General features: G+C 64.2%; 16 protein-coding genes (1 of these 16 running past the window's edge). 10 read left to right on the top strand and 6 right to left on the bottom strand.

All coding sequences use genetic code 11. The features are described from left to right. Positions 1 to 31 precede the first annotated feature (31 nt). Genes hemC through EQG66_RS03420 form a run of 3 tightly spaced genes read left to right on the top strand, consistent with a single transcriptional unit; the run spans position 32 to position 2,551 of the window. On the top strand, positions 32 to 970 hold the full coding sequence (gene hemC, locus EQG66_RS03410) for a hydroxymethylbilane synthase (protein WP_129403135.1): 939 nt from the start codon (positions 32 to 34) through the stop codon (positions 968 to 970). Continuing rightward, positions 967 to 1,671, top strand: coding sequence for a uroporphyrinogen-III synthase (locus EQG66_RS03415; protein WP_129403136.1), 705 nt, complete (start codon positions 967 to 969; stop codon positions 1,669 to 1,671). Before hemC ends, EQG66_RS03415 begins: the two co-directional genes overlap by 4 nt. Position 1,672: 1 nt before the next feature. After that, complete coding sequence (locus tag EQG66_RS03420) at positions 1,673 to 2,551, top strand: hypothetical protein (RefSeq protein ID WP_220428626.1); 879 nt, start codon at positions 1,673 to 1,675, stop codon at positions 2,549 to 2,551. Here EQG66_RS03420 and EQG66_RS03425 read toward each other — a convergent pair whose 3' ends face one another. Further along, a complete protein-coding gene (locus EQG66_RS03425; protein WP_129403278.1) occupies positions 2,552 to 4,618 on the bottom strand; it encodes a S9 family peptidase in 2,067 nt (688 codons plus the stop codon). 84 nt (positions 4,619 to 4,702) lie between these two features. Between EQG66_RS03425 and EQG66_RS03430 the strand changes: the two genes are divergently transcribed. Next, positions 4,703 to 6,499, top strand: a complete 1,797-nt coding sequence (locus EQG66_RS03430) for an aminopeptidase P family protein (protein ID WP_425470209.1) — start codon at positions 4,703 to 4,705, stop codon at positions 6,497 to 6,499. 191 nt (positions 6,500 to 6,690) lie between these two features. Here the strand turns inward: EQG66_RS03430 and ppa are convergent, their stop codons facing one another. The 3 genes from ppa to EQG66_RS03445 form a co-directional block, all read right to left on the bottom strand. Further along, positions 6,691 to 7,224 (bottom strand): inorganic diphosphatase, encoded by a 534-nt coding sequence (gene ppa / locus EQG66_RS03435; protein ID WP_129403138.1) that lies wholly within the window; start codon positions 7,222 to 7,224, stop codon positions 6,691 to 6,693. A gap of 30 nt (positions 7,225 to 7,254) precedes the next feature. Then, positions 7,255 to 9,207 carry a M61 family metallopeptidase gene (locus EQG66_RS03440; protein WP_129403139.1) on the bottom strand — a complete coding sequence of 651 codons (1,953 nt, stop codon included), beginning with the start codon at positions 9,205 to 9,207 and terminating at the stop codon, positions 7,255 to 7,257. 80 nt (positions 9,208 to 9,287) lie between these two features. Continuing rightward, positions 9,288 to 9,692 (bottom strand): GFA family protein, encoded by a 405-nt coding sequence (locus EQG66_RS03445; protein ID WP_129403140.1) that lies wholly within the window; start codon positions 9,690 to 9,692, stop codon positions 9,288 to 9,290. 102 nt (positions 9,693 to 9,794) lie between these two features. On the opposite strand from EQG66_RS03445, the gene hisS reads away from it, so the two are divergent. From hisS to EQG66_RS03475, 6 genes are all read left to right on the top strand, one after another. Then, on the top strand, positions 9,795 to 11,084 hold the full coding sequence (hisS, locus tag EQG66_RS03450) for a histidine--tRNA ligase (protein WP_129403141.1): 1,290 nt from the start codon (positions 9,795 to 9,797) through the stop codon (positions 11,082 to 11,084). Between the two features lie 295 nt (positions 11,085 to 11,379). Further along, positions 11,380 to 12,468, top strand: coding sequence for a peptide chain release factor 1 (gene prfA / locus EQG66_RS03455; RefSeq protein ID WP_129403142.1), 1,089 nt, complete (start codon positions 11,380 to 11,382; stop codon positions 12,466 to 12,468). 176 nt (positions 12,469 to 12,644) lie between these two features. Further along, on the top strand, positions 12,645 to 13,487 hold the full coding sequence (gene prmC / locus EQG66_RS03460) for a peptide chain release factor N(5)-glutamine methyltransferase (protein WP_129403143.1): 843 nt from the start codon (positions 12,645 to 12,647) through the stop codon (positions 13,485 to 13,487). Positions 13,488 to 13,726: 239 nt separating this feature from the next. Further along, positions 13,727 to 14,575, top strand: coding sequence for a DUF4167 domain-containing protein (locus tag EQG66_RS03465; RefSeq protein WP_129403279.1), 849 nt, complete (start codon positions 13,727 to 13,729; stop codon positions 14,573 to 14,575). 106 nt (positions 14,576 to 14,681) lie between these two features. After that, positions 14,682 to 16,115 (top strand): DUF4139 domain-containing protein, encoded by a 1,434-nt coding sequence (locus tag EQG66_RS03470; RefSeq protein ID WP_425470210.1) that lies wholly within the window; start codon positions 14,682 to 14,684, stop codon positions 16,113 to 16,115. Positions 16,116 to 16,125: 10 nt separating this feature from the next. Next, entirely contained in the window at positions 16,126 to 17,682 is a 1,557-nt protein-coding gene (locus EQG66_RS03475) for a DUF4139 domain-containing protein (protein WP_129403144.1), read from the top strand. 3 nt (positions 17,683 to 17,685) lie between these two features. Here EQG66_RS03475 and EQG66_RS03480 read toward each other — a convergent pair whose 3' ends face one another. Together EQG66_RS03480 and EQG66_RS03485 are read right to left on the bottom strand one after the other, a co-directional pair. Continuing rightward, positions 17,686 to 18,066 (bottom strand): acyl-CoA thioesterase, encoded by a 381-nt coding sequence (locus EQG66_RS03480; RefSeq protein WP_129403145.1) that lies wholly within the window; start codon positions 18,064 to 18,066, stop codon positions 17,686 to 17,688. Continuing rightward, positions 18,053 to 18,198, bottom strand: partial view of a hypothetical protein gene (locus EQG66_RS03485; RefSeq protein WP_129403146.1) — the end only. 157 nt of this gene lie beyond the right edge of the window; 146 of the gene's 303 nt are visible here — the last part of the coding sequence; the start codon falls outside the window, past its right edge; its stop codon occupies positions 18,053 to 18,055. The genes EQG66_RS03480 and EQG66_RS03485 overlap by 14 nt, the downstream gene beginning before the upstream one ends.

Genomic DNA, 18,198 nt, shown 5'->3' on the forward strand with positions numbered 1-18,198 from the left:
CTAATGACCGCGCGGATTAGAGCAAGCGCCTATGACAAACCCTCTTCCTTTGGGCCGCCCGGTGCGCCTCGGAACCCGCGCTTCCCCGCTCGCGATGGCGCAGGTGCATCTGGCGGCGGATGCGCTGTGCGCGGCGCATGGCTGGCATCGCGATGCCATCCAGATCGTGCCGGTGACGGCGAGCGGCGACAAGGTGCTGGATCGGCCGCTTGCCGAGATAGGCGGCAAGGCGCTGTGGACCAAGGAGCTGGACCAGTGGCTGATCGAGGGGCATATCGATGCCGCTGTCCACTCGATGAAAGATGTCGAGACGCTGCGGCCTGATGCGCTGGAGATCGTGGCGATGCTGCCGCGCGCCGATGTGCGCGATAGCCTGGTGGGCGCGCCTTCAATTCAGGCGATCCCGCAAGGCGGGCGGCTGGGCACCAGCTCGCCGCGCCGCGCCGCGCAGGTGAAGCGGTTGCGGTCGGATATCGAGATCGTGCTGTTTCGCGGCAATGTCGCGACGCGGCTCGCCCGGCTGGAGCGGGGTGAGGCCGAGGCGACCCTGCTGGCGACTGCCGGGCTGGTGCGGCTGGGCGAAGCGGGCGTCGGCACGCCAGTCAGCGTAGAGGATATGCTGCCCGCGCCCGCGCAAGGGGCAATCGGCATCGAGACGTTGCGCGATAATGACGCCGTGCGCGCCTTGATCGTGGCGATTGACGATGCGCCGACCTCCGCCTGCGTGCGGGTGGAGCGCGCACTCCTTAAGGGACTGGGCGGCACATGCCACTCGCCTATCGCCGCGCTGGCGGCGATGGAAGGCGATACCGTCCGCCTGCGCGCCGAGATCCTTTCCGCCGATGGGCGGGAAAGAGTGGCGGAGGAGCGTCTGCTTCCAGCCGAAGCTGCGCCAGCGCTGGCGGAGGCATTGGGCGCGGAGATGCTGGTGCAAGCCAGCCCAGACCTGCGCGCATTATTCACCCCATGACGCGCCGCGTCGTCATCCTGCGCCCACAGCCGGGGGCTGACGCCACCGCCGATGCGGCCAGCGCGCTGGGGCTGGAAACACTGCTCGCGCCGCTCTTTGCCGTCGAGCCGCTGGATTGGATGCCGCCCGGCCCCGAACAGTTCGACGCACTGATGCTCACCAGCGCCAACGCCGCGCGCCATGCCGGGCCGGTCCTGTTGCGCTATGCCGCGCTGCCGCTGTTCGCAGTAGGCGAAGCGACGGCGCAGGCCGCGCGCACCGCCGGGCTGAACCCCACCCATATTGGTACGCGCTATGCCGCCGCCTTGGTGGAAGATATGCGCCGGGCGGGCATCAGGCGCGCACTGCATCTGTGCGGCGCGGAGGTCATCGCGGCGGAGGCGGAGGGCCTGTCGATACGGCGCATCCCTGTCTATCATACCCGCGAAACGGGCGAGGCGCTTGCCTTGCTCCAACCCGGCGACATCTGCCTCGTCCATTCGCCCCGATCTGGCGCAAGGCTTGCGACATTGGTGATGCCAGACCAGCGCGCAAGCCTCTCCCTCATCGCCATATCAGACACGGCGCGTATCGCCGCAGGAACTGGCTGGGCACATAGAGTCGCCGCGCAGCATCCCTCCGATGCCGCCATGCTGGCCTTGGCCGAAGAACTATGCCACAAACCCCACGACACAGCGCCGGACGCGACCCGGAGGGGATGAGATGGACAGCGAAGTTTCAACACCGGATCGGGCGCCTCAGCCGATGGCGCCACAGCCCCCCGCATATCGGCCACCCTCTCATCAGTCTCGTGCCACGATCACGCTGATCCTGTTGCTCATCGCCTTTGCGGGCGGTGTTGTGGCGACAGTCTGGGCCGTGCCGGTGGTCAGGCAGTGGCTAGACCGCGGTCAGGACGCAGCGGAGCAGGCGCCGCTCGCCAATGTCGCGGCACCTGCCGCCTCCACCCCCAGTCCACAGACCGCATCCGCGCTGGAGGCCCGGCTGGCGGCAGTCTCCGTGAAGCTGGACAGCATTTCTGAGCAGGCAGCCAATGCCGGTGGCAATGCCGCCCGCGCCGAGGCGCTGTTGATCGCGTTCGCCGCGCGCCGCGCGCTCGATCGCGGGGCGCCGCTGGGCTATCTGGAGGCTGAGCTGCGCTTGCGCTTTGCCGATGCGCAGCCGCGGGCCGTCGCCACCATCATCAACGCTGCCGCCTCGCCGGTCACGATCCCCGATCTTCAGATGCGCCTTGGCGAACTGACCCCCGCGCTCGCCGGGGCCGACGCGAAGGCGGACTGGTGGGACGCCGCCCGGCGCGAGCTGTCGTCGCTCATCATCGTGCGCAAGGCCGGTGCGCCCTCCCCGGAGCCGCGAAGGGTGGTTGAGCGCGCGCAGATGCTGCTCGCCTCAGGCCGGGTTGATGCGGCGCTGGCCGAGATCGAGCGGATGCGCACTCATGACAAGGCGGACGCATGGCTGCAAATGGCCCGGCAATATAACGAAGCGCGCCGTGCGCTCGATGTGATCGAGGCGGCGGCGATACTGGAGCCAAAGCGTATTCCCCTGCCGGAGACGGACGAGCCCGCGTCCGCAGAATGATTATTCCGGCATCTGCCACAGGATGAAGGCGAACTCCTCCGCCGTTTCGCGCAAACTCTCGAACCGGCCAGACTTGCCGCCATGCCCCGCGCCCATGTTGGTCTTGAGGATGAGCGCATTGCCGTCCGTCTTCGTCGCCCGCAGCTTCGCCACCCATTTCGCCGGCTCCCAATAGGTCACGCGCGGATCATTCAGCCCCGCCGTCACCATCAGCGGCGGATAGGCCTGGGCGCGGACATTCTGATAGGGGCAATAGGAGGCGATCAGGTCAAACGCTTGACTATCCTCTATCGGGTTGCCCCATTCCGGCCACTCGCCGGGCGTCAAGGGCAACGAGGCATCCAGCATGGTGTTCAACACATCGACGAACGGCACATGCGCGACGCACGCGCCCCAAAGGTCAGGATCGGAGTTCATCACCGCGCCCATCAGTTCGCCTCCCGCCGATCCGCCTGAAATGCTGATCCGCCCCTTGGCGGTGAAGCCGCGTTCGATCAGCCCCTTGGCCACATCGACGAAATCGGTGAAGGTGTTGGTGCGCTTGTCGAGCTTGCCATCGAGATACCATTGCTGGCCCAGATCATCGCCGCCACGGATATGCGCGATGGCATAGGCGAAGCCGCGATCGAGCAGGGACAGCCGCGCCGTCGAAAAGCCCGGCTCCATCGCCAGCCCATAGGCGCCATAGCCATAAAGGTGCAGCCGCCCGGAGCCATCCATCGGGAAACCGGCAGGATAGACGATGGAAACCGGCACCATCGTTCCATCCCGCGCGGCAATCATGATCCGCTGCGTCTCGTATTTCTCTGCGTCATAGCCTGCGGGGATTTCCTGAACCTTCAGCAACTCCCACTCTTCGCTGTCCAGATGATAGTCATAGATCGTGTCCGGCGTGACCATCGATTCATAGCCGATGCGGAGTTTCTCGACATCATATTCCGGGTTGTCATCGAGCGAGGCGGTATAGCTCGCCTCCGGGAAGGGCAGGCGCTTTGCCTCATGGGTGGTGTAATCGCGCAGCTCGATCTGGTCGAGGCCATCCAGCCGCCCTTCGGTGACATAGAAGCGTTTGAACAGGGTCACGTCCGTCAGGTAGAAATGATCGTCCGGCGCGATCACTTCCTCCCACTGGTCCGGCGTATCGAGCGCCGCCTTCACCAGCCGGAAATTGGGGTGGGTGTCGTTGGTGCGGATGTAGAGCGTGCCTTCATGCTCATCGACATCATATTCGCGGCCCGCCTGCCGTGCGGAAACGAGCTGGGGTGTGGCGAACGGATCGTCGGCGGGGATCAGCCACGCCTCGCTGGTCACATGGTCGCCGGTGCCGATGACGATCCATTTTTCGGAGGAGGTGAGGCCGATAGAGACGCGGAAGCCCTCGTCATCCTCATGAAAAATCTCGCGGTCCTCGGCTATTGGTGTGCCGATCACATGCACACGCGCATTGTCCGTCCGCCAGTTCTCGTTGGCGAGGCTATAGAGCAGCGCCTTGCTGTCTGACGTCCACACCAGCGCGGACAGGGTGCCGGGGATGACATCGGGAAGCAGATCGCCCGTTTCGAGATCGCGGATGCGCGCCTCGAACCGCTCGCCGCCATCGGTATCGATCGCGAAGGCGAGGAAACGGCCACAGGGCGAGACGGACATCGCGCCGAGGCGGAAATAGTCATGTCCTTCGGCCAGCGCCGGTTCGTCAAGAATCAGCTGGTCCGCGCCAGCGCCGTTTGCGGGCTTGCGATACCATTTGCGATATTGCGCCCCCACCTCGAACGCGCGCCAGTAGATCCAGTCTCCGTCCTTCTGCGGCACGGATCTGTCATCCTCCTTGATGCGGCCCTTCATCTCGGTGAACAATGTGTCTACCAGCCCCTTGTGCGGGGCCATCGCCTGCTCGAACCACGCGTTCTCTGCCTCCAGATAGGCGAGAACATCCTTGTCTGTGACATCCGGGTAGCCGGGGTCGCGCAGCCAGAAATAGGGGTCTTCGATCACCTTGCCATGATGGCTGATGCTGTGGGCGCGGCGGGCGGCCATTGGCGCGGCGGTAAGGGGCTTGGGATCGGTCATCACGGTTCCGGTGCTGTTGCGGGTAGCGGGATCGCCCACGCCTGCTTATGTTGGATGCGCCTGCCATGCTTCAAGGAGCACCAATTGTCCACTTCTGCCGCCCACTATACTAAGCGCCTTGCCCTTTTGCGCGCAGAGCTGGCCTCCCGCCAGCTCGATGGCTTTGTGGTGCCGCTGACGGACGAGCATATGAGCGAATATGTCGGCGCCTATGCCCAGCGGCTGGCGTGGCTCACCGGCTTTGGCGGCAGCGCGGGCAGCGCGGTGGTGCTGGCGGAGAAAGCCGCGGTCTTCGTTGACGGGCGCTATACATTGCAGGTGCGCGATCAGGTGGATGGCGCGCTGTATGACTATTGCGATCTGCCGGCCAAGCAGCCTACCGACTGGCTCGTGGCGGAGGCGCGCGAGGGCATGCGCATCGGCTATGACCCATGGCTCCATACGCGCGACTGGGTGGCGAAGATGCGAGAGACGCTGGCGGCGAAGCGGGCCGAACTGGTCGCGGTGGAGGATAACCCGGTCGATGCGGTGTGGCAGGATCGCCCCGCCCCCAGCCTCGCGCCCGCCGTGCCGCATGGGCTGGAATTTGCGGGCAAGGCGCATGAGGACAAGCTCTCCGACATTGCCGAGTGGCTGAAGGCGCGCGGGGCCGATGCGGCGGTGCTTTCCGCGCTGGACAGCATCGCATGGGCGCTCAACATCCGGGGAAGCGATGTGGCGCGCACGCCGGTTGCGCTGTCCTATGCTATCGCCAAGGCGGATGGCACGGTTGATCTGTTCATAGCGCCCGAAAAAGTCACGGACGCCCTGCGCGCGCATCTGGGTAATCGCGTCTCGATCCGCGACCGGGCGGACTTTGCGCAGGCGCTTGCCTCCGAATATGCGGGCAAAAGGGTCACGGTTGACCCGGAGCGCGCCGTCGCGGCAATCTTCGAGGCGCTTGGGGGAGGCGGCGCGCAGATTGATGCCGTGCGCGATCCCGTTGTGCTGGCGAAGGCGATCAAGAACGCCACCGAAATCGCGGGGCATGATGCCGCGCAACTGCGCGACAACGCTGCGCTGGTGCGGTTCCTCCACTGGATCAGCGTTGTTGGACCGCAAGGCAGCGAAACCGAGCTTTCCGCCGCAGCCAAGCTGCAATCCTTCCGCGAAGCGACCGGCAAGCTCATCGACCTCAGCTTCGATACGATCAGCGGCGCGGGACCGAATGGCGCCATCGTCCATTACCGCGCGGAGGAGCGCACCAACCGCGCCATCGCGCCCGATATGCTCTATCTGGTCGACTCCGGCGGGCAGTATCGCGATGGCACGACCGACATCACCCGCACCATCGCCATCGGCACGCCGACTGAAGAGATGCGCACCCGCTTCACGCTGGTGCTGAAGGGTCATATCGCACTCGCCCGCGCGCTTTTTCCGCAGGGCACGCGCGGCAGCCAGCTCGACGTGCTTGCGCGCCGCGCCTTGTGGGAGGCGGGGCTGGATTATGCGCATGGCACAGGCCACGGTGTCGGCAGCTTCCTCTCAGTGCATGAGGGGCCGCAGCGCATAGCGACCTTCGGCGGGGGCGATGAACCGCTCAAACCGGGCATGATCGTGTCTAACGAGCCCGGCTATTACAAGACCGGGGAATATGGCATCCGCATCGAGAATCTCGTGCTGGTGGAGGCGCGGGAAGTGGCCGGGGCGGAGAAGCCCATGCTGGGCTTTCGCACTCTCTCGCATGTGCCGATAGACCGGGCGCTGGTGGATGCGGGCATGCTGGACGCGAGCGAACGCGCGTGGCTCAACGCCTATCACGCAGAAACCCTGCGCCGTATCGCGCCGCTATTGGAGGGCGACGCAGGTGTCTGGCTCAGCCAGGCCTGCGCGCCTGTGTGAGCAGGAACCTGAAGCAGCCTGTATTTGATCTGATCGTATCAGCTGGAGCATCGCGCCAAAAAGTGGGAACCGGTTTTTGGCAAAAAGCGATGCGACAACAAAAAGTTAGAGCGCGCCGCTTCGCAAACCGCATAAAATACGCGCCGGAATCTCTCCCGGCGCGTCGTGAATTTCAGTAAAGCGAGGCCTGCTTATTTCTCCGCGCCATAGCGCTCGATCGCCTCCAGCGTCACGCGCCGGGCTTCGGTGGCATCGCCCCAGGTGCCGACACGGACCCACTTTTCGGCTTCCAGATCCTTATAGTGGGTGAAGAAATGCTCGATCTGGGCGAAGACGATGTCGGGCAGATCGTCCTTTTCCTGCACGTCCTTATAATAAGGGAAGGTCGCGTCGTCCGGCACGCAGATCAGCTTTTCGTCGCCGCCATGCTCGTCCTCAAGGTTCAGCACCGCGATGGGCCGGGCGCGCACCACGCAGCCCGGCACGAACGGCGAGCGCGCGACGACCAGCGCATCCAGCGGGTCGCCATCGGGCGACAAGGTGTGCGGCACAAAGCCATAGTTGGCGGGATAGCGCATCGGCGTGTGGAGGATGCGGTCCACGAACAGGGCGCCGGATGCCTTGTCGAACTCATATTTCACCGGCTCGCCGCCGGTCGGCACTTCGATGATGACGTTAAGGCTGTGCGGCGGATTGGTGCCCACCGGGATAAGGTCGATACGCATGAATGGCCTGACTTGGTTCCGTGTTGATCGTTAGGGCGATGTTGTTTTTGATTGGAGCAGCCGGTCAAGACTGCTCTCACCCTCTCCTGTTTTGGTGAGGCGCGGATAGCGCACGCCGAGGAAATAATCGAGTCTGATAACCCTGATATTTTTGCCCTGCTTCATGATCAGCTCCAGCGGCTTTTTATCGGCCTTTGCCTGCGTGAGTGACGCTTTGAAGACATCGCCGGAATATTCGGTGCCGTTTATCGCGACGATCTTCATGCCGCTCGCGAGGCCAGCCTTGAAGGCGGGGCTATCCCAGATCGTCGTGAGGATATCCCCGTCCGTCTTCACCACCAGCCCTATGCCATAGCTCTGGTCAATACCCTTCAGCGCCTTTTCGATCTCTCTCGTGGTGCTGTTGGGTGTATCGCCAAAGCTCAAGGCATAGCCACCGAGCGTGAACCCGGCTTTGGGCGCTTCCGTCGTGGTGCGGTCCACCCGCTGGCTGAGGAAGCCCGCCCAGTCATAGGGCTGGACCGTGTTCAGCGTGTCGATCACATCCTGCCGGGTGTAGGTGATTTGTCCCCAGTCGCCGTCCTTCATGCCGAAAAACGCCTTGGCGAAATCATCCATGCCGCGCGCGCCCTTGCTTTCGCGCCGAATAATACCGTCCGCCTCCAGCCAGATGAGCAGGCCTTCATTGTAATAATCTTCGGCCCGCTGCCAGCTCGCCCAGTTCTTCGGGCGGCGGGCGGAGATGATGGGATCATGCGTCGTATCCTCCAGCGCGCGCCAGCTGCGCCCTTTCGCGAGGTCCAGCCGCGCGGCGATGGAAGCAAGAGCATCCAGCGTCTGCTCCTTGGTATAAAGGCCGGAGCGCGCGCCGAGCACATAACCCCAGAACTGCGTCTGCCCCTCATAGACCCAGAGCAGATTGTCCTGCATCGGGGTGCGGTAATCGGGCGTCCAGAGTAGTTCGGGGCGGCGGAATTTGCCGTTCCAGCTGTGCACCAGCTCATGCGGCAGCAGGTTGCGGTCGCCCGGCCCGTCGTTCCATTTGGTGAAATAGCCTGTGTCGACGGCATTTTCCGAGGAACGGTGATGCTCCAGCCCGATGCCGCCCATTTCGTCGGTGATGGCGAGCAGGAAGTCATAGCGGTCGAAGTGGCGCGCCCCGAACAGCGCGAGCGATTCGGCCACCAGCTTCTTGTGTGCGTTCACCTGATCCGGGGTGGCGGCCAGCTCCTCCTTGCTGTCGGCCACGATGTTGAGCGTCACGTTGCTGCCCAGATCGACCGTGCCAGCATATTTGCCCGCGAAGATCGGCGAATCGATCAGCGTCTCAAAATCGGTCGGTTCATAGATCATCGTCGCACCGGCCTGCGTGCCCCGAAGCGCTGAAAAGGCGGACCACCCGGCAGGGTATGTTACGCTCGCCTGCACCGGGATCTGGCGCACATAATAGCCCGCCGGATAGAGCGCCGTCGCCCAGAATTGCAGGTTCACCATTTTGTCGGTGGCGCTGATGCGCCCGGCATTGTCGGTCGTGGGGTTCAAAAACTGAAACTCCGCCACGATCTCGCGCACGCCTTCGGGCACGTTGACATGAAAGGCGAAGACATCGAGCGGGTTGCGCCGCCAGCCGATGTCCTTGCCGTTGGCGCTGATCCTGAGGCCCGCGAACTTGTCTATCTGCCCGCGTGGGGAGTGCGCGCCCGGTATCCATTCGGGATAGAGCAGCACCAGCGGGCCGGATGAGGAGACTGGGATCGTCTGTTTCACCCGCCATATGCGCTGGGTCGTGTCGCTCGCGTCAACCTCCAGCCGCATCGTGCCGGGGTAGGGAATGTCCCGCGCGGCGGGGATGGTATCGAGGATCGGCTGGGCGGCAGGGGCGGAGCGGGTGGCGGGTGCGGTGAAGGGTGAAGGGGCGGCTGTTTGCGCGAGGGCAATCGGGGCGGAATATAGAAGCAGGGACAGGGGGATCAAAGAACGCATGGAGGAGGCCTTGTTCGAGTGCAGGAGCGCAGAATGACGCGGGATTTCCCTCACGTCCACCCCTGCCGCGACTGGTCGCGTCACTCCATGCCGGGGAAACGGGAAAAAGCGGGCAGATCATGCGCCGTTGCCATCCAGCCGATGCGCTCCGCCACCTGAATATGCGCCGTGGGGGGCAGCGCATCCGGATCATCCATTGTGGCAGACTGTATGTCCACGATACCCGGCAGGAACTCGGCATTACGATAGAACAGGCCGGTGCCGCACTCTCCGCAGAAGCTGCGGTAGGCGGCGCCAGAGGAGTTGATCGTCTTCGGCTCGCCCTTGGTGAGCGAAAACTCGGCTTCGGTGAAGGCTGCCCAGGCAACCATCGGCGCACCCGCGCTCTTGCGGCAATCCACGCAATGGCACAGCGCCACATGCTTTGGCGCGCCGTTGACTTCATAACGCACCGCGCCGCAATGGCATCCACCTGTAACTTGCATGGCACTCTCCTTCTTCGGTTCGAACATATCAAGAACACAGCGCTGCCGCAAGTCTGTTGCAGCCCTGTTTCCATAAACGCATTTTCCCGCTAGAGCGCGCGCATGGCAGATAAAGACACCAAACGCATCGAAACGCCCCGCCCCATTCGCGGCACACAGGACATGCTCGGCGGCACGTCCGATAGCCTGGCGGATCGTTTCGCTTACGTGGTCGAGACGTTCGAGCGCGTGAGGAAGCTCTATGGCTTTCGCCGCATCGAGGTGCCGGTGTTTGAGCAGACGGCGGTGTTCGCGCGCTCGCTGGGCGAGAGCACCGATGTGGTGTCCAAGGAGATGTACACGTTTGAGGATCGCGGCGGCGATTCGGTGACGCTGCGGCCTGAGTTCACCGCCGGGATCGCGCGCGCCTATATCACCGAGGGGTGGCAGCAATATGCGCCCTTGAAGGTGGCGACGCACGGCCCTTTGTTCCGCTATGAGCGCCCACAAAAGGGCCGCTATCGTCAGTTCCATCAGGTCGATGCCGAGATTATCGGCGCGGCAGAGCCGCTGGCGGACGTGGAGCTGTTGTGCTTCGCGGATCAACTGCTGAAGGAGCTGGGCATCAACGAGGGCGTGACGCTGACACTCAACACGCTGGGCGACGCGCAGAGCCGCGAGGCGTGGCGACAGGCGCTGGTCGCGCATTTCGAGGCGCATCGGGGGGAATTGAGCGAAGACAGCCTCGCCCGGCTGGAGAAAAACCCGCTGCGCATCCTCGACAGCAAAGACCCGCGCGACCGCCCCATCGCCGACGCGGCGCCGGATATCGATGCGTTTTTGACGGAAGAGGCGCGCCAGTTCTTCGACAAGGTGACGGCAGGGCTGGATGCGGCAGGCGTCGCTTGGCAGCGCAACGCGCGGCTGGTGCGTGGCCTCGATTACTACCGCCACACCGCGTTCGAATTCGTGACGGATCGCTTGGGCGCGCAGGGGACGGTACTCGGCGGCGGCCGCTATGACGGCCTGATCGAGAACATGGGCGGCCCCGCAACGCCAGCCGTCGGCTGGGCGGCGGGGATCGAGCGGTTGGCGATGTTGGTGGATAGATTGCCTAATGCACCCACTGTTGCAGTGATTGCCGACAAGCCAGAGCTGTCAGGTGAAGCAAATACGCTAATTACCAAGCTTCGCGCGGAAGGGCTTGCAGTGGATGTCGCCTATAAAGGCAATGCCAAGCGTCAGGCAGAGATTGCACGGAAGGCAGCCAACACTGCGATTATATATGTGCGTCAACCTTTATTGGAAGCTGATAGCGTTCACCTTACCTTTGTTTCTGACAATCAGCAGGCCAACAATGTGGTTGAAACGTCTGTTGCGCGTGTCTTAGGCCGGGGCAATTCGGATAAGTAATGAACATCCTCCCCACTACTCCCCACCGTCATGCTGAACTTGTTTCAGCATCCATCGTGCCCATTGGTCCGGTGCCAGCCTCAAAATGGACCCTGACCCGTCAGGGCGGTGAAGCCAAACAAGTTCAGCATGACGAAGAGATTTTTACCTCTGCGTTCTCTGCGCCTCTGCGCGAGAAAATTGTGTTCGCGCAGAGACCGCAAAGGACGCAGAGAGGGCGCGCGTGGGTTCATGTGCGCGCACTATCTATTCTTGCCGTCATGTGCTCCCCTGGCGGGGAGCGGAAGAAACCGGCATGAAAATCTCCCCCGCCACCATTTCCCAGATCGAGCGGCGCTATGAGGAGGCGGAGGCCGCGATGGCGCGGCCGGATCTTGACGCGGCGGAGTTCGTCAAGCTCTCCAAGGAATATGCCGAGCTCGAGCCGGTGGTGAAGGCCGCGCGCGCGCTTTCCGGCTGCCAGAAGGAGATCGCCGACCTCGAAGCGCTGCTTTCCTCCGGCGAGGCGGACGCCGAGATGCGCGCGCTCGCCAACGATGAATTGCAGGAACTGCGCGCCCAGCTTCCGCAGGCCGAGCGCGCCCTCGCGCTGCAGCTGCTGCCCAAGGATGCGGCGGATGCTCGCCCCGCCATGCTCGAAATCCGCGCCGGCACCGGCGGCGACGAGGCGGCGCTCTTCGCGGGCGATCTGCTGCGCATGTATCAGCGCTATGCCGACGAGCAGGGCTGGAAGATGGAGATCATCTCCGCCTCGCCGTCCGAGCAAGGCGGCTTCAAGGAAGTGGTGGCGTCGGTCAACGGCGTTGGGGTGTTCGCGAAACTGAAGTTCGAGAGCGGGGTGCATCGCGTCCAGCGCGTGCCCGTCACCGAGAGCGGCGGCCGCATCCACACCAGCGCCGCCACCGTCGCTGTGCTGCCAGAGGCGGAGGACGTGGACGTGCAGATCAACGAGGCGACTGACCTCAAGATCGACATTTTTCGCGCATCCGGCGCGGGCGGGCAGCATGTGAACACCACCGATTCGGCGGTGCGGATCACCCATCTTCCCACCGGCCTCGTCGTGATCCAGCAGGATCAGCGCAGCCAGCACAAGAACAAGGAAAAGGCGATGAAGGTGCTCCGCACACGGCTCTACGAGCTGGAGCGGGAGCGCACCCACAGCGAGCAGGCAGGCGCGCGCAAGGCGATGGTGGGGTCGGGCGACCGCTCGGAGCGCATCCGCACCTATAATTTCCCGCAGGGCCGCGTCACGGACCACCGCATCAACCTGACGCTGCACCGCCTGCCGGAGATATTGGAGGGGCCGGGATTGCAGGAGGTCATCTCCGCGCTGATGGCCGAAGACGAAGCCGCGCGGCTGGCGCAGCTGGATGGGGTGGGGTGAGCGGGGAGGTTTTTTTCGCGCAGAGGCGCAGAGGCGCAGAGAACGCGGAGGGGTTCTCATGCGCCGCAGGCACCATTTTTTTCTACAGTGCAATCTATTAGAGACGGCTTCGCCGTCAATTCTACCCCTCAGCGTACTCTGCGCCTCTGCGCGAACCACATAAACTCCGGGATATTATGAACAGTAAGGAGAGCATATCGGCCGCTGAAGCCCTGCGCGAGGCCGCTATCCGTCTCGCCGCTGTATCCGATACGCCCCGGCTTGATGCCGAGCTGCTGATGGCCCATGCTGCGGGGCTGGAGCGCGGGGCGCTGCTCCTGCGGCTGCGCGACATGAAGGAGCCGGAGGGCTTTGCCGCGCTGGTGGAGCGGCGCCTGGCGCACGAGCCGGTATCACAGATCGTCGGCACGCGCGAATTCTGGACGCTGACGCTCACCGTCACGCGCGATGTGCTCACCCCCCGGCCGGATAGCGAGACCTTGATAGAGGCGGCGGTGGCGCATTTCGCCGGGAGTGAGGGGCCAAAGCGCGTCCTCGATCTCGGCACCGGCTCAGGCGCGCTGTTGCTGGCCGCGTTATCGCAATGGCCGTCCGCCACCGGCATTGGCGTCGACATCAGCGGTGAGGCGCTGGCGGTGGCGCGCGGCAATGCCTTGCGGTGCGGGCTGGGGGGGCGGGCGGAGTTGGTGGAGGGCGACTGGTTTGCCGGTATCGAGGAACGTTTCGACCTCATCCTCGCCAACCCGCCCTATATCGCCACCAGCGCCGTGCTGCCCCGCGATGTGGTGGACTATGAGCCGCACGGCGCGCTCTTCGCTGGGCCGGACGGGCTGGACGCTTACCGCGTCCTGGCGCCGAACATGGGGCGGCATCTCGCGTCCGGTGGCATGGCGGCGGTTGAGATCGGCCACGATCAAGGGGTTAGCGCCGCCGCACTCTTTGCGGCGAACGGACTGGGCGTGTCTGTGTTCAACGATCTGGGCGGTCGGCAGCGCTGTCTCAAATTGGTGCGGCTGTGATTTTATCCGCCTCAAAGGCATTTCTGCTTGGTTTCTTAACCCGAACCGTCTAGGACGGGCAGGCAAAGCCCGATGATCGGTTTGATCCGGGTGAGGCTGGCTCCCACAATCGTCGGACACATAAATGAGTGTCTGGTGCTGAGATGGAGGTCCGGGCCGTGAACGGCCCGAACCCGTGCGACGCTTACCGCGCATCGGGCAGTGCGTTTAAGGATGGCATTGAAAGCAAGGATCTACCTTTGATCAATAATCGTCAGGCCGGTCGCCGCAATCGCGGCCGGAACAATGGTCGCCCGAATAACGGCAACAACCGCAGCAGCGGCGAAAATGGCAACCGGATAGACAGCCGGGCGCGCGGCAATGCGCCGCAGCTTCTGGAAAAATATCGCAATCTGGCGCGCGATGCGCAGCTGGCGGGAGATCGGGTCAACACCGAATATTATCTCCAGTTCGCGGATCATTATTTCCGCGTGATCGCGGACAACCGCTCGCGCCAGGAAGAGCAGCAGTCGCGCTATCGCCGCAACGACGAGCCATTTGACGACGAGGGCGAGCGCGGCGGCTATTCCGCGTATGACGATGGTCCGATGATGGCAACCGAGGCGGACCGGCATCAGCCGCGCACCCAGAGCGGCGCTGCGGATGAGCGCATGGATGGCGACGAGCAGGACGCGCCGCACGCGCGCATGGAGCAGGCCGAGCGCCCGCGCCGCGAACCCCGCGAATACCGCGAGCCGCGCGAGGCGCGTCAGCCCCGGCAGGATCGTGATCCGCGCCCGGCATACGAACCCCGCGAGCCGCGTCAGGAGCAGGCGCAGCCCGCGCCTCAGCAAGACCAGCAGGATGAACAGCCTCGCGCCGAGCGCGCAGCGCGCCCCACCCGTGGACGCCGCCCGCGCCGCGAGTCCAGTGAAGTGGCAAGCCAGGAGCAGGATGCGCCCGGTCTGGATCTGGCGGTGCTGCCGCCATCGATCTCGCGGGCCGATAATGACACCGCAGACAGCGCGCCCGCCCCGGCGGCAGAGGAAGCGCCCGCGCCCAAGCGCCGGGGCCGCCCGCGCAAGGTGACGGTCGAGGCGGCAGAGTAAACTCTGATCCCGTTCAGCTTGCGATAATCTCGCAACAGTGATGAAAGGGCGGTGTAGCGATACACCGCCCTATTCGTTTGCGGGCGGAGCAGATAGAGGATTGAGGATGATGAAGCAGTTTCTGTTAGCGGGCGCGGGTCTGGCTCTGGCGCTCGCCGCCACTCCCTCTGGCGCGCAGGACAGCGCCAACCCGGTTGGCCCTAGCGCGCAGGGCGATGTCTCCGTCACCATCTATAACAACAATCTCGCGCTGGTGCAGGATGTGCGCCAGCTTGCCATCGCGCAAGGGGTCAGCCGGATCGAGTTTCCCGATGTCTCGGCCCAGATCCGCGCCGAAACCCTCTCCTTCGCCGCGCCGGGCGCCGCGATCATTGAACAGAATTTCGATTATGACCTGCTCAGCCCTGACAAGCTGATGGAAAAGGCGGTGGGGCAGGTGGTGACGATCGTGCGCACTAACCCCGCAACCGGCGCGGAAACGCGCGAGCAGGCGCGGGTGCTGGCGGTCAATGGCGGCGTGGTGCTCCAGATCGGCAGCCGGATCGAGGTGTTGCGTGACGATGGCCTGCCGGTGCGGGTGATCTTTGACAAGGTGCCGCCCAATCTGCGCGCCAAGCCCACGCTTTCGGTGAAGGTCGATAGTGACCGCGCAGGCACACGCCCCGCCTCGATCCGCTACCTCACCCCCGGCCTCGGCTGGAACGCCGATTATGTCGCGCTGTTTGACAGCAAGGCGGGCAGGATCGACGTGCAGGGCTGGGTCACGCTCACCAACAATAGCGGCACGACCTATACCAACGCCAACACGCTGCTGGTCGCGGGGGCCGTCAACCAGAATGGCGGCGGCTATCCACCCTATGCCCGGCCCCAATATGCGCCGGTGCGCCCCTCAATGGTCAAGGCCGGCACCGAGACTGCCAATCGCGAGCGGCTGGGCGATTTCTATCTCTATCCCATCGCGCAGCGCACAACGATAGCCACCAACCAGACCAAGCAGGTGAGCTTCCTTGATGTGCAGGGCGTGGCAGCGCAGGCGACCTATGAGTTCGTGAACGGCTGGCTTTCCGGCAATAACGAGCCGCAGAGCGCGGCGAGCGTGGTCAAGTTCTCTACCTCGAAACAGGGCGGCCTTGGCGATGCGCTGCCTGCCGGGACCGTGCGCTTCTATATGAAGGATGCCGCCGGAGCGCCCCAGTTCATCGGCGAGAACGGCATCGGCCACACGCCGATGGGGAGCAGCCTTGCCTTGAAGACCGGCGACGCGTTTGACGTGAAGGTGAAGGCGACCGTAGAGCAGCGCCAGCGGCTGAGCGACAGCAAATGGCGCACGACGATGCGCTATGAGCTGACCAACGCAAAGCCCGACGCGGTGACGGTCGATCTGGTTCAGTCCGGCCTCGACTGGTGGTGGGCGGATACGCGCATCACCGCCGAATCGATGAAGAGCGAGCGCAAGGACGCCAACGCCACGGTCTGGCATGTGCCGGTGGCGGCGAACGGCAGCGCCACAGTGACGGCGACGTTCGAAACGCGGTATTGAGGCGCGCGTGATGCGGGCGGCCCTCGCCATTTTGCCTGTGATACTCAGCGCTCCCGCCCTTGCGCAGAGCGTGGTGGTGAGCAGCGCGCCGGTCTCCACATCCGTCACCGTCTATCGGGACATGGGGCGCGGGGACGGGGCAATGAACCCCGGCTGGCTCAACGGCTATGCGCTGATCTCGGAAAAGCGGCGCATCAGCCTGCCCGCGGGCGAATCGGTGGTGCGGTTCGAGGGCGTGGCGGATGGCATGATCGCGGTGAGCGCCGTCGTCTCCGGCCTGCCGGGCGGGGTGAGCGAGAAGAACCGCGATGCGCGGCTGCTTACTCCCGCCTCGCTGCTGGATGGCTCACTCGGCAACCGTGTCCATATCCGCCGCACCAATCCCGCCACCGGCAAGGTGAGCGAGGGCGATGCGATCATCCGCTCCGGCTCCGGCGGCGCGGTGGTGCTGCAAACGCAGGAGGGGGTAGAGGCGTTGCGCTGCTCTGGCCTGCCGGAAGCACTGGTTTATGATGCTGTGCCAGAGGGCTTGTCTGCCAAACCGACTTTCTCGGTGCATACCAATAGCCCAAGCGCCACCACGGCGGAGGTGACGCTCACCTATCTCGCCACGGGGTTTGACTGGAGCGCCGCCTATGTCGCGACCGTGGCGGAAGACGGCAAGACGCTCGACCTATCCGCCTGGCTCACCGTCGCCAACGGCAATGGCGCGGACTATCGGGGCACGCAGCTGCTGGCGGTGGCGGGCAAGCCCAACCAGACGAGCGATTTCCGCGCGCTGGGCGCCAAGCCTGAGGCGCTGTCGCTCGCGCTTCAATGCTGGCCGATGGACGGGACGAGCACCTATCCCGCGTGGGGTGTGCAGCCTTCTCCTGCGCCCGCTCCACCCCCAATGGCGGCGGGAATGTATGACGGCAGCGAGGAGGTGATCGTCACCGCGATGAAACGGTCCGAATCGCTCCAGGCCTCGCCGGTCGCCGTCACGGCCCAGCAGGAAGACCTTGGCGACCTGAAGCTCTATCGTGTACCCGTTCCCGTCGATGTCGTGCCCAATGGGCAGAAGCAAGTGGCGCTCATAGGCAAGGCGAATGTGCCCTTCGAGCGGCTTTACACCCGGACGATGAACCCGTGGGATTCAGAAGATGAAGGACCGCTTGAGGTCACATTGCGCATGCAGAACAAGGTGAAGGAAGGGCTTGGCGTTCCTCTCCCCGCGGGCGGCGTCGTGATCACGCAGAGGCAGAATGACGAGGACATGCTGGTCGGCGAAAGCCGGCTGGATGATAAGGCGGTGGCCGAGCGCGTGGAGCTGGATGTGGGCGAGAGTGAGCAGGTCCGGTTCGAGCAGAAGACGCTGTCTGTCGATGAAAGCGCGCGCCGTGTGCGAATCACGCTGACAAATGCCTTGCCGTCCCAAGCGAAGGTCGAGCTGCGCGTGCCGCGTTTCAGCAACTACCGGCTGAACGCATCGCCAAAGCCTGTGCCAGACGGAGCGGACAGTATCGTCAGCGTAGTCATCCCTGCAAATGGCAGCAAGAAAATCGACCTGACGTTCAGCGCGCGCTGAGCCTCACCCCTCCGGCAGCGGGCGTGGCCGGTGATTCTCATCCAGCGCTACAAATGTGAAAATCCCGCTCGTAACCGGCACCTCGGATTGCGCGCGCCCGCGTGTGGAAACCACATCCACCCGAATCGCGATAGAGGTGCTGCCCCGCCGCTCGACGGCACAGTAAACCGAAACGACATCATGCAGCATCACGGGCGCAATGAACTTCATCGCCTCGATCGCCACTGTGGCCACGGCGCCCTGCGCCTCGCGCGCGGCGACGATACCGCCTGCTATGTCCATCTGGCTCAACACCCAGCCGCCAAAGATATGGCCATTGGCGTTGATGTCGCCCGGTCTGGGCGCCACGCGCAACACAGGCTCGGTCCTGTCAATCGTCGTCATATCCGGCTTCTTTCTTCAGATAATCTTCTATCTGTTCGTCATGCCCGGTGCCGCTCGAAAGGAAGGCCAGGCTCATCAGCGCGGTGCCGAGCATGAAGGTGAACCACACACCCGCGCTGGTGGCGATGATCA

It is taken from the genome of Sphingobium fluviale, assembly GCF_004122115.1.
Classification (GTDB): Bacteria; Pseudomonadota; Alphaproteobacteria; order Sphingomonadales; family Sphingomonadaceae; genus Sphingobium; species Sphingobium fluviale.

Bases quoted from the DNA above. Each gene is read 5' to 3' on its own strand.
- hemC (WP_129403135.1), top strand. From the start codon at position 32: ATGACAAACCCTCTTCCTTTGGGCCGCCCGGTGCGCCTCGGAACCCGC.
- EQG66_RS03415 (WP_129403136.1), top strand. From the start codon at position 967: ATGACGCGCCGCGTCGTCATCCTGCGCCCACAGCCGGGGGCTGACGCC.
- EQG66_RS03420 (WP_220428626.1), top strand. From the start codon at position 1,673: ATGGACAGCGAAGTTTCAACACCGGATCGGGCGCCTCAGCCGATGGCG.
- EQG66_RS03425 (WP_129403278.1), bottom strand. From the start codon at position 4,618: ATGACCGATCCCAAGCCCCTTACCGCCGCGCCAATGGCCGCCCGCCGC.
- ppa (WP_129403138.1), bottom strand. From the start codon at position 7,224: ATGCGTATCGACCTTATCCCGGTGGGCACCAATCCGCCGCACAGCCTT.
- EQG66_RS03440 (WP_129403139.1), bottom strand. From the start codon at position 9,207: ATGCGTTCTTTGATCCCCCTGTCCCTGCTTCTATATTCCGCCCCGATT.
- EQG66_RS03445 (WP_129403140.1), bottom strand. From the start codon at position 9,692: ATGCAAGTTACAGGTGGATGCCATTGCGGCGCGGTGCGTTATGAAGTC.
- hisS (WP_129403141.1), top strand. From the start codon at position 9,795: ATGGCAGATAAAGACACCAAACGCATCGAAACGCCCCGCCCCATTCGC.
- prfA (WP_129403142.1), top strand. From the start codon at position 11,380: ATGAAAATCTCCCCCGCCACCATTTCCCAGATCGAGCGGCGCTATGAG.
- prmC (WP_129403143.1), top strand. From the start codon at position 12,645: ATGAACAGTAAGGAGAGCATATCGGCCGCTGAAGCCCTGCGCGAGGCC.
- EQG66_RS03470 (WP_425470210.1), top strand. From the start codon at position 14,682: ATGATGAAGCAGTTTCTGTTAGCGGGCGCGGGTCTGGCTCTGGCGCTC.
- EQG66_RS03475 (WP_129403144.1), top strand. From the start codon at position 16,126: ATGCGGGCGGCCCTCGCCATTTTGCCTGTGATACTCAGCGCTCCCGCC.
- EQG66_RS03480 (WP_129403145.1), bottom strand. From the start codon at position 18,066: ATGACGACGATTGACAGGACCGAGCCTGTGTTGCGCGTGGCGCCCAGA.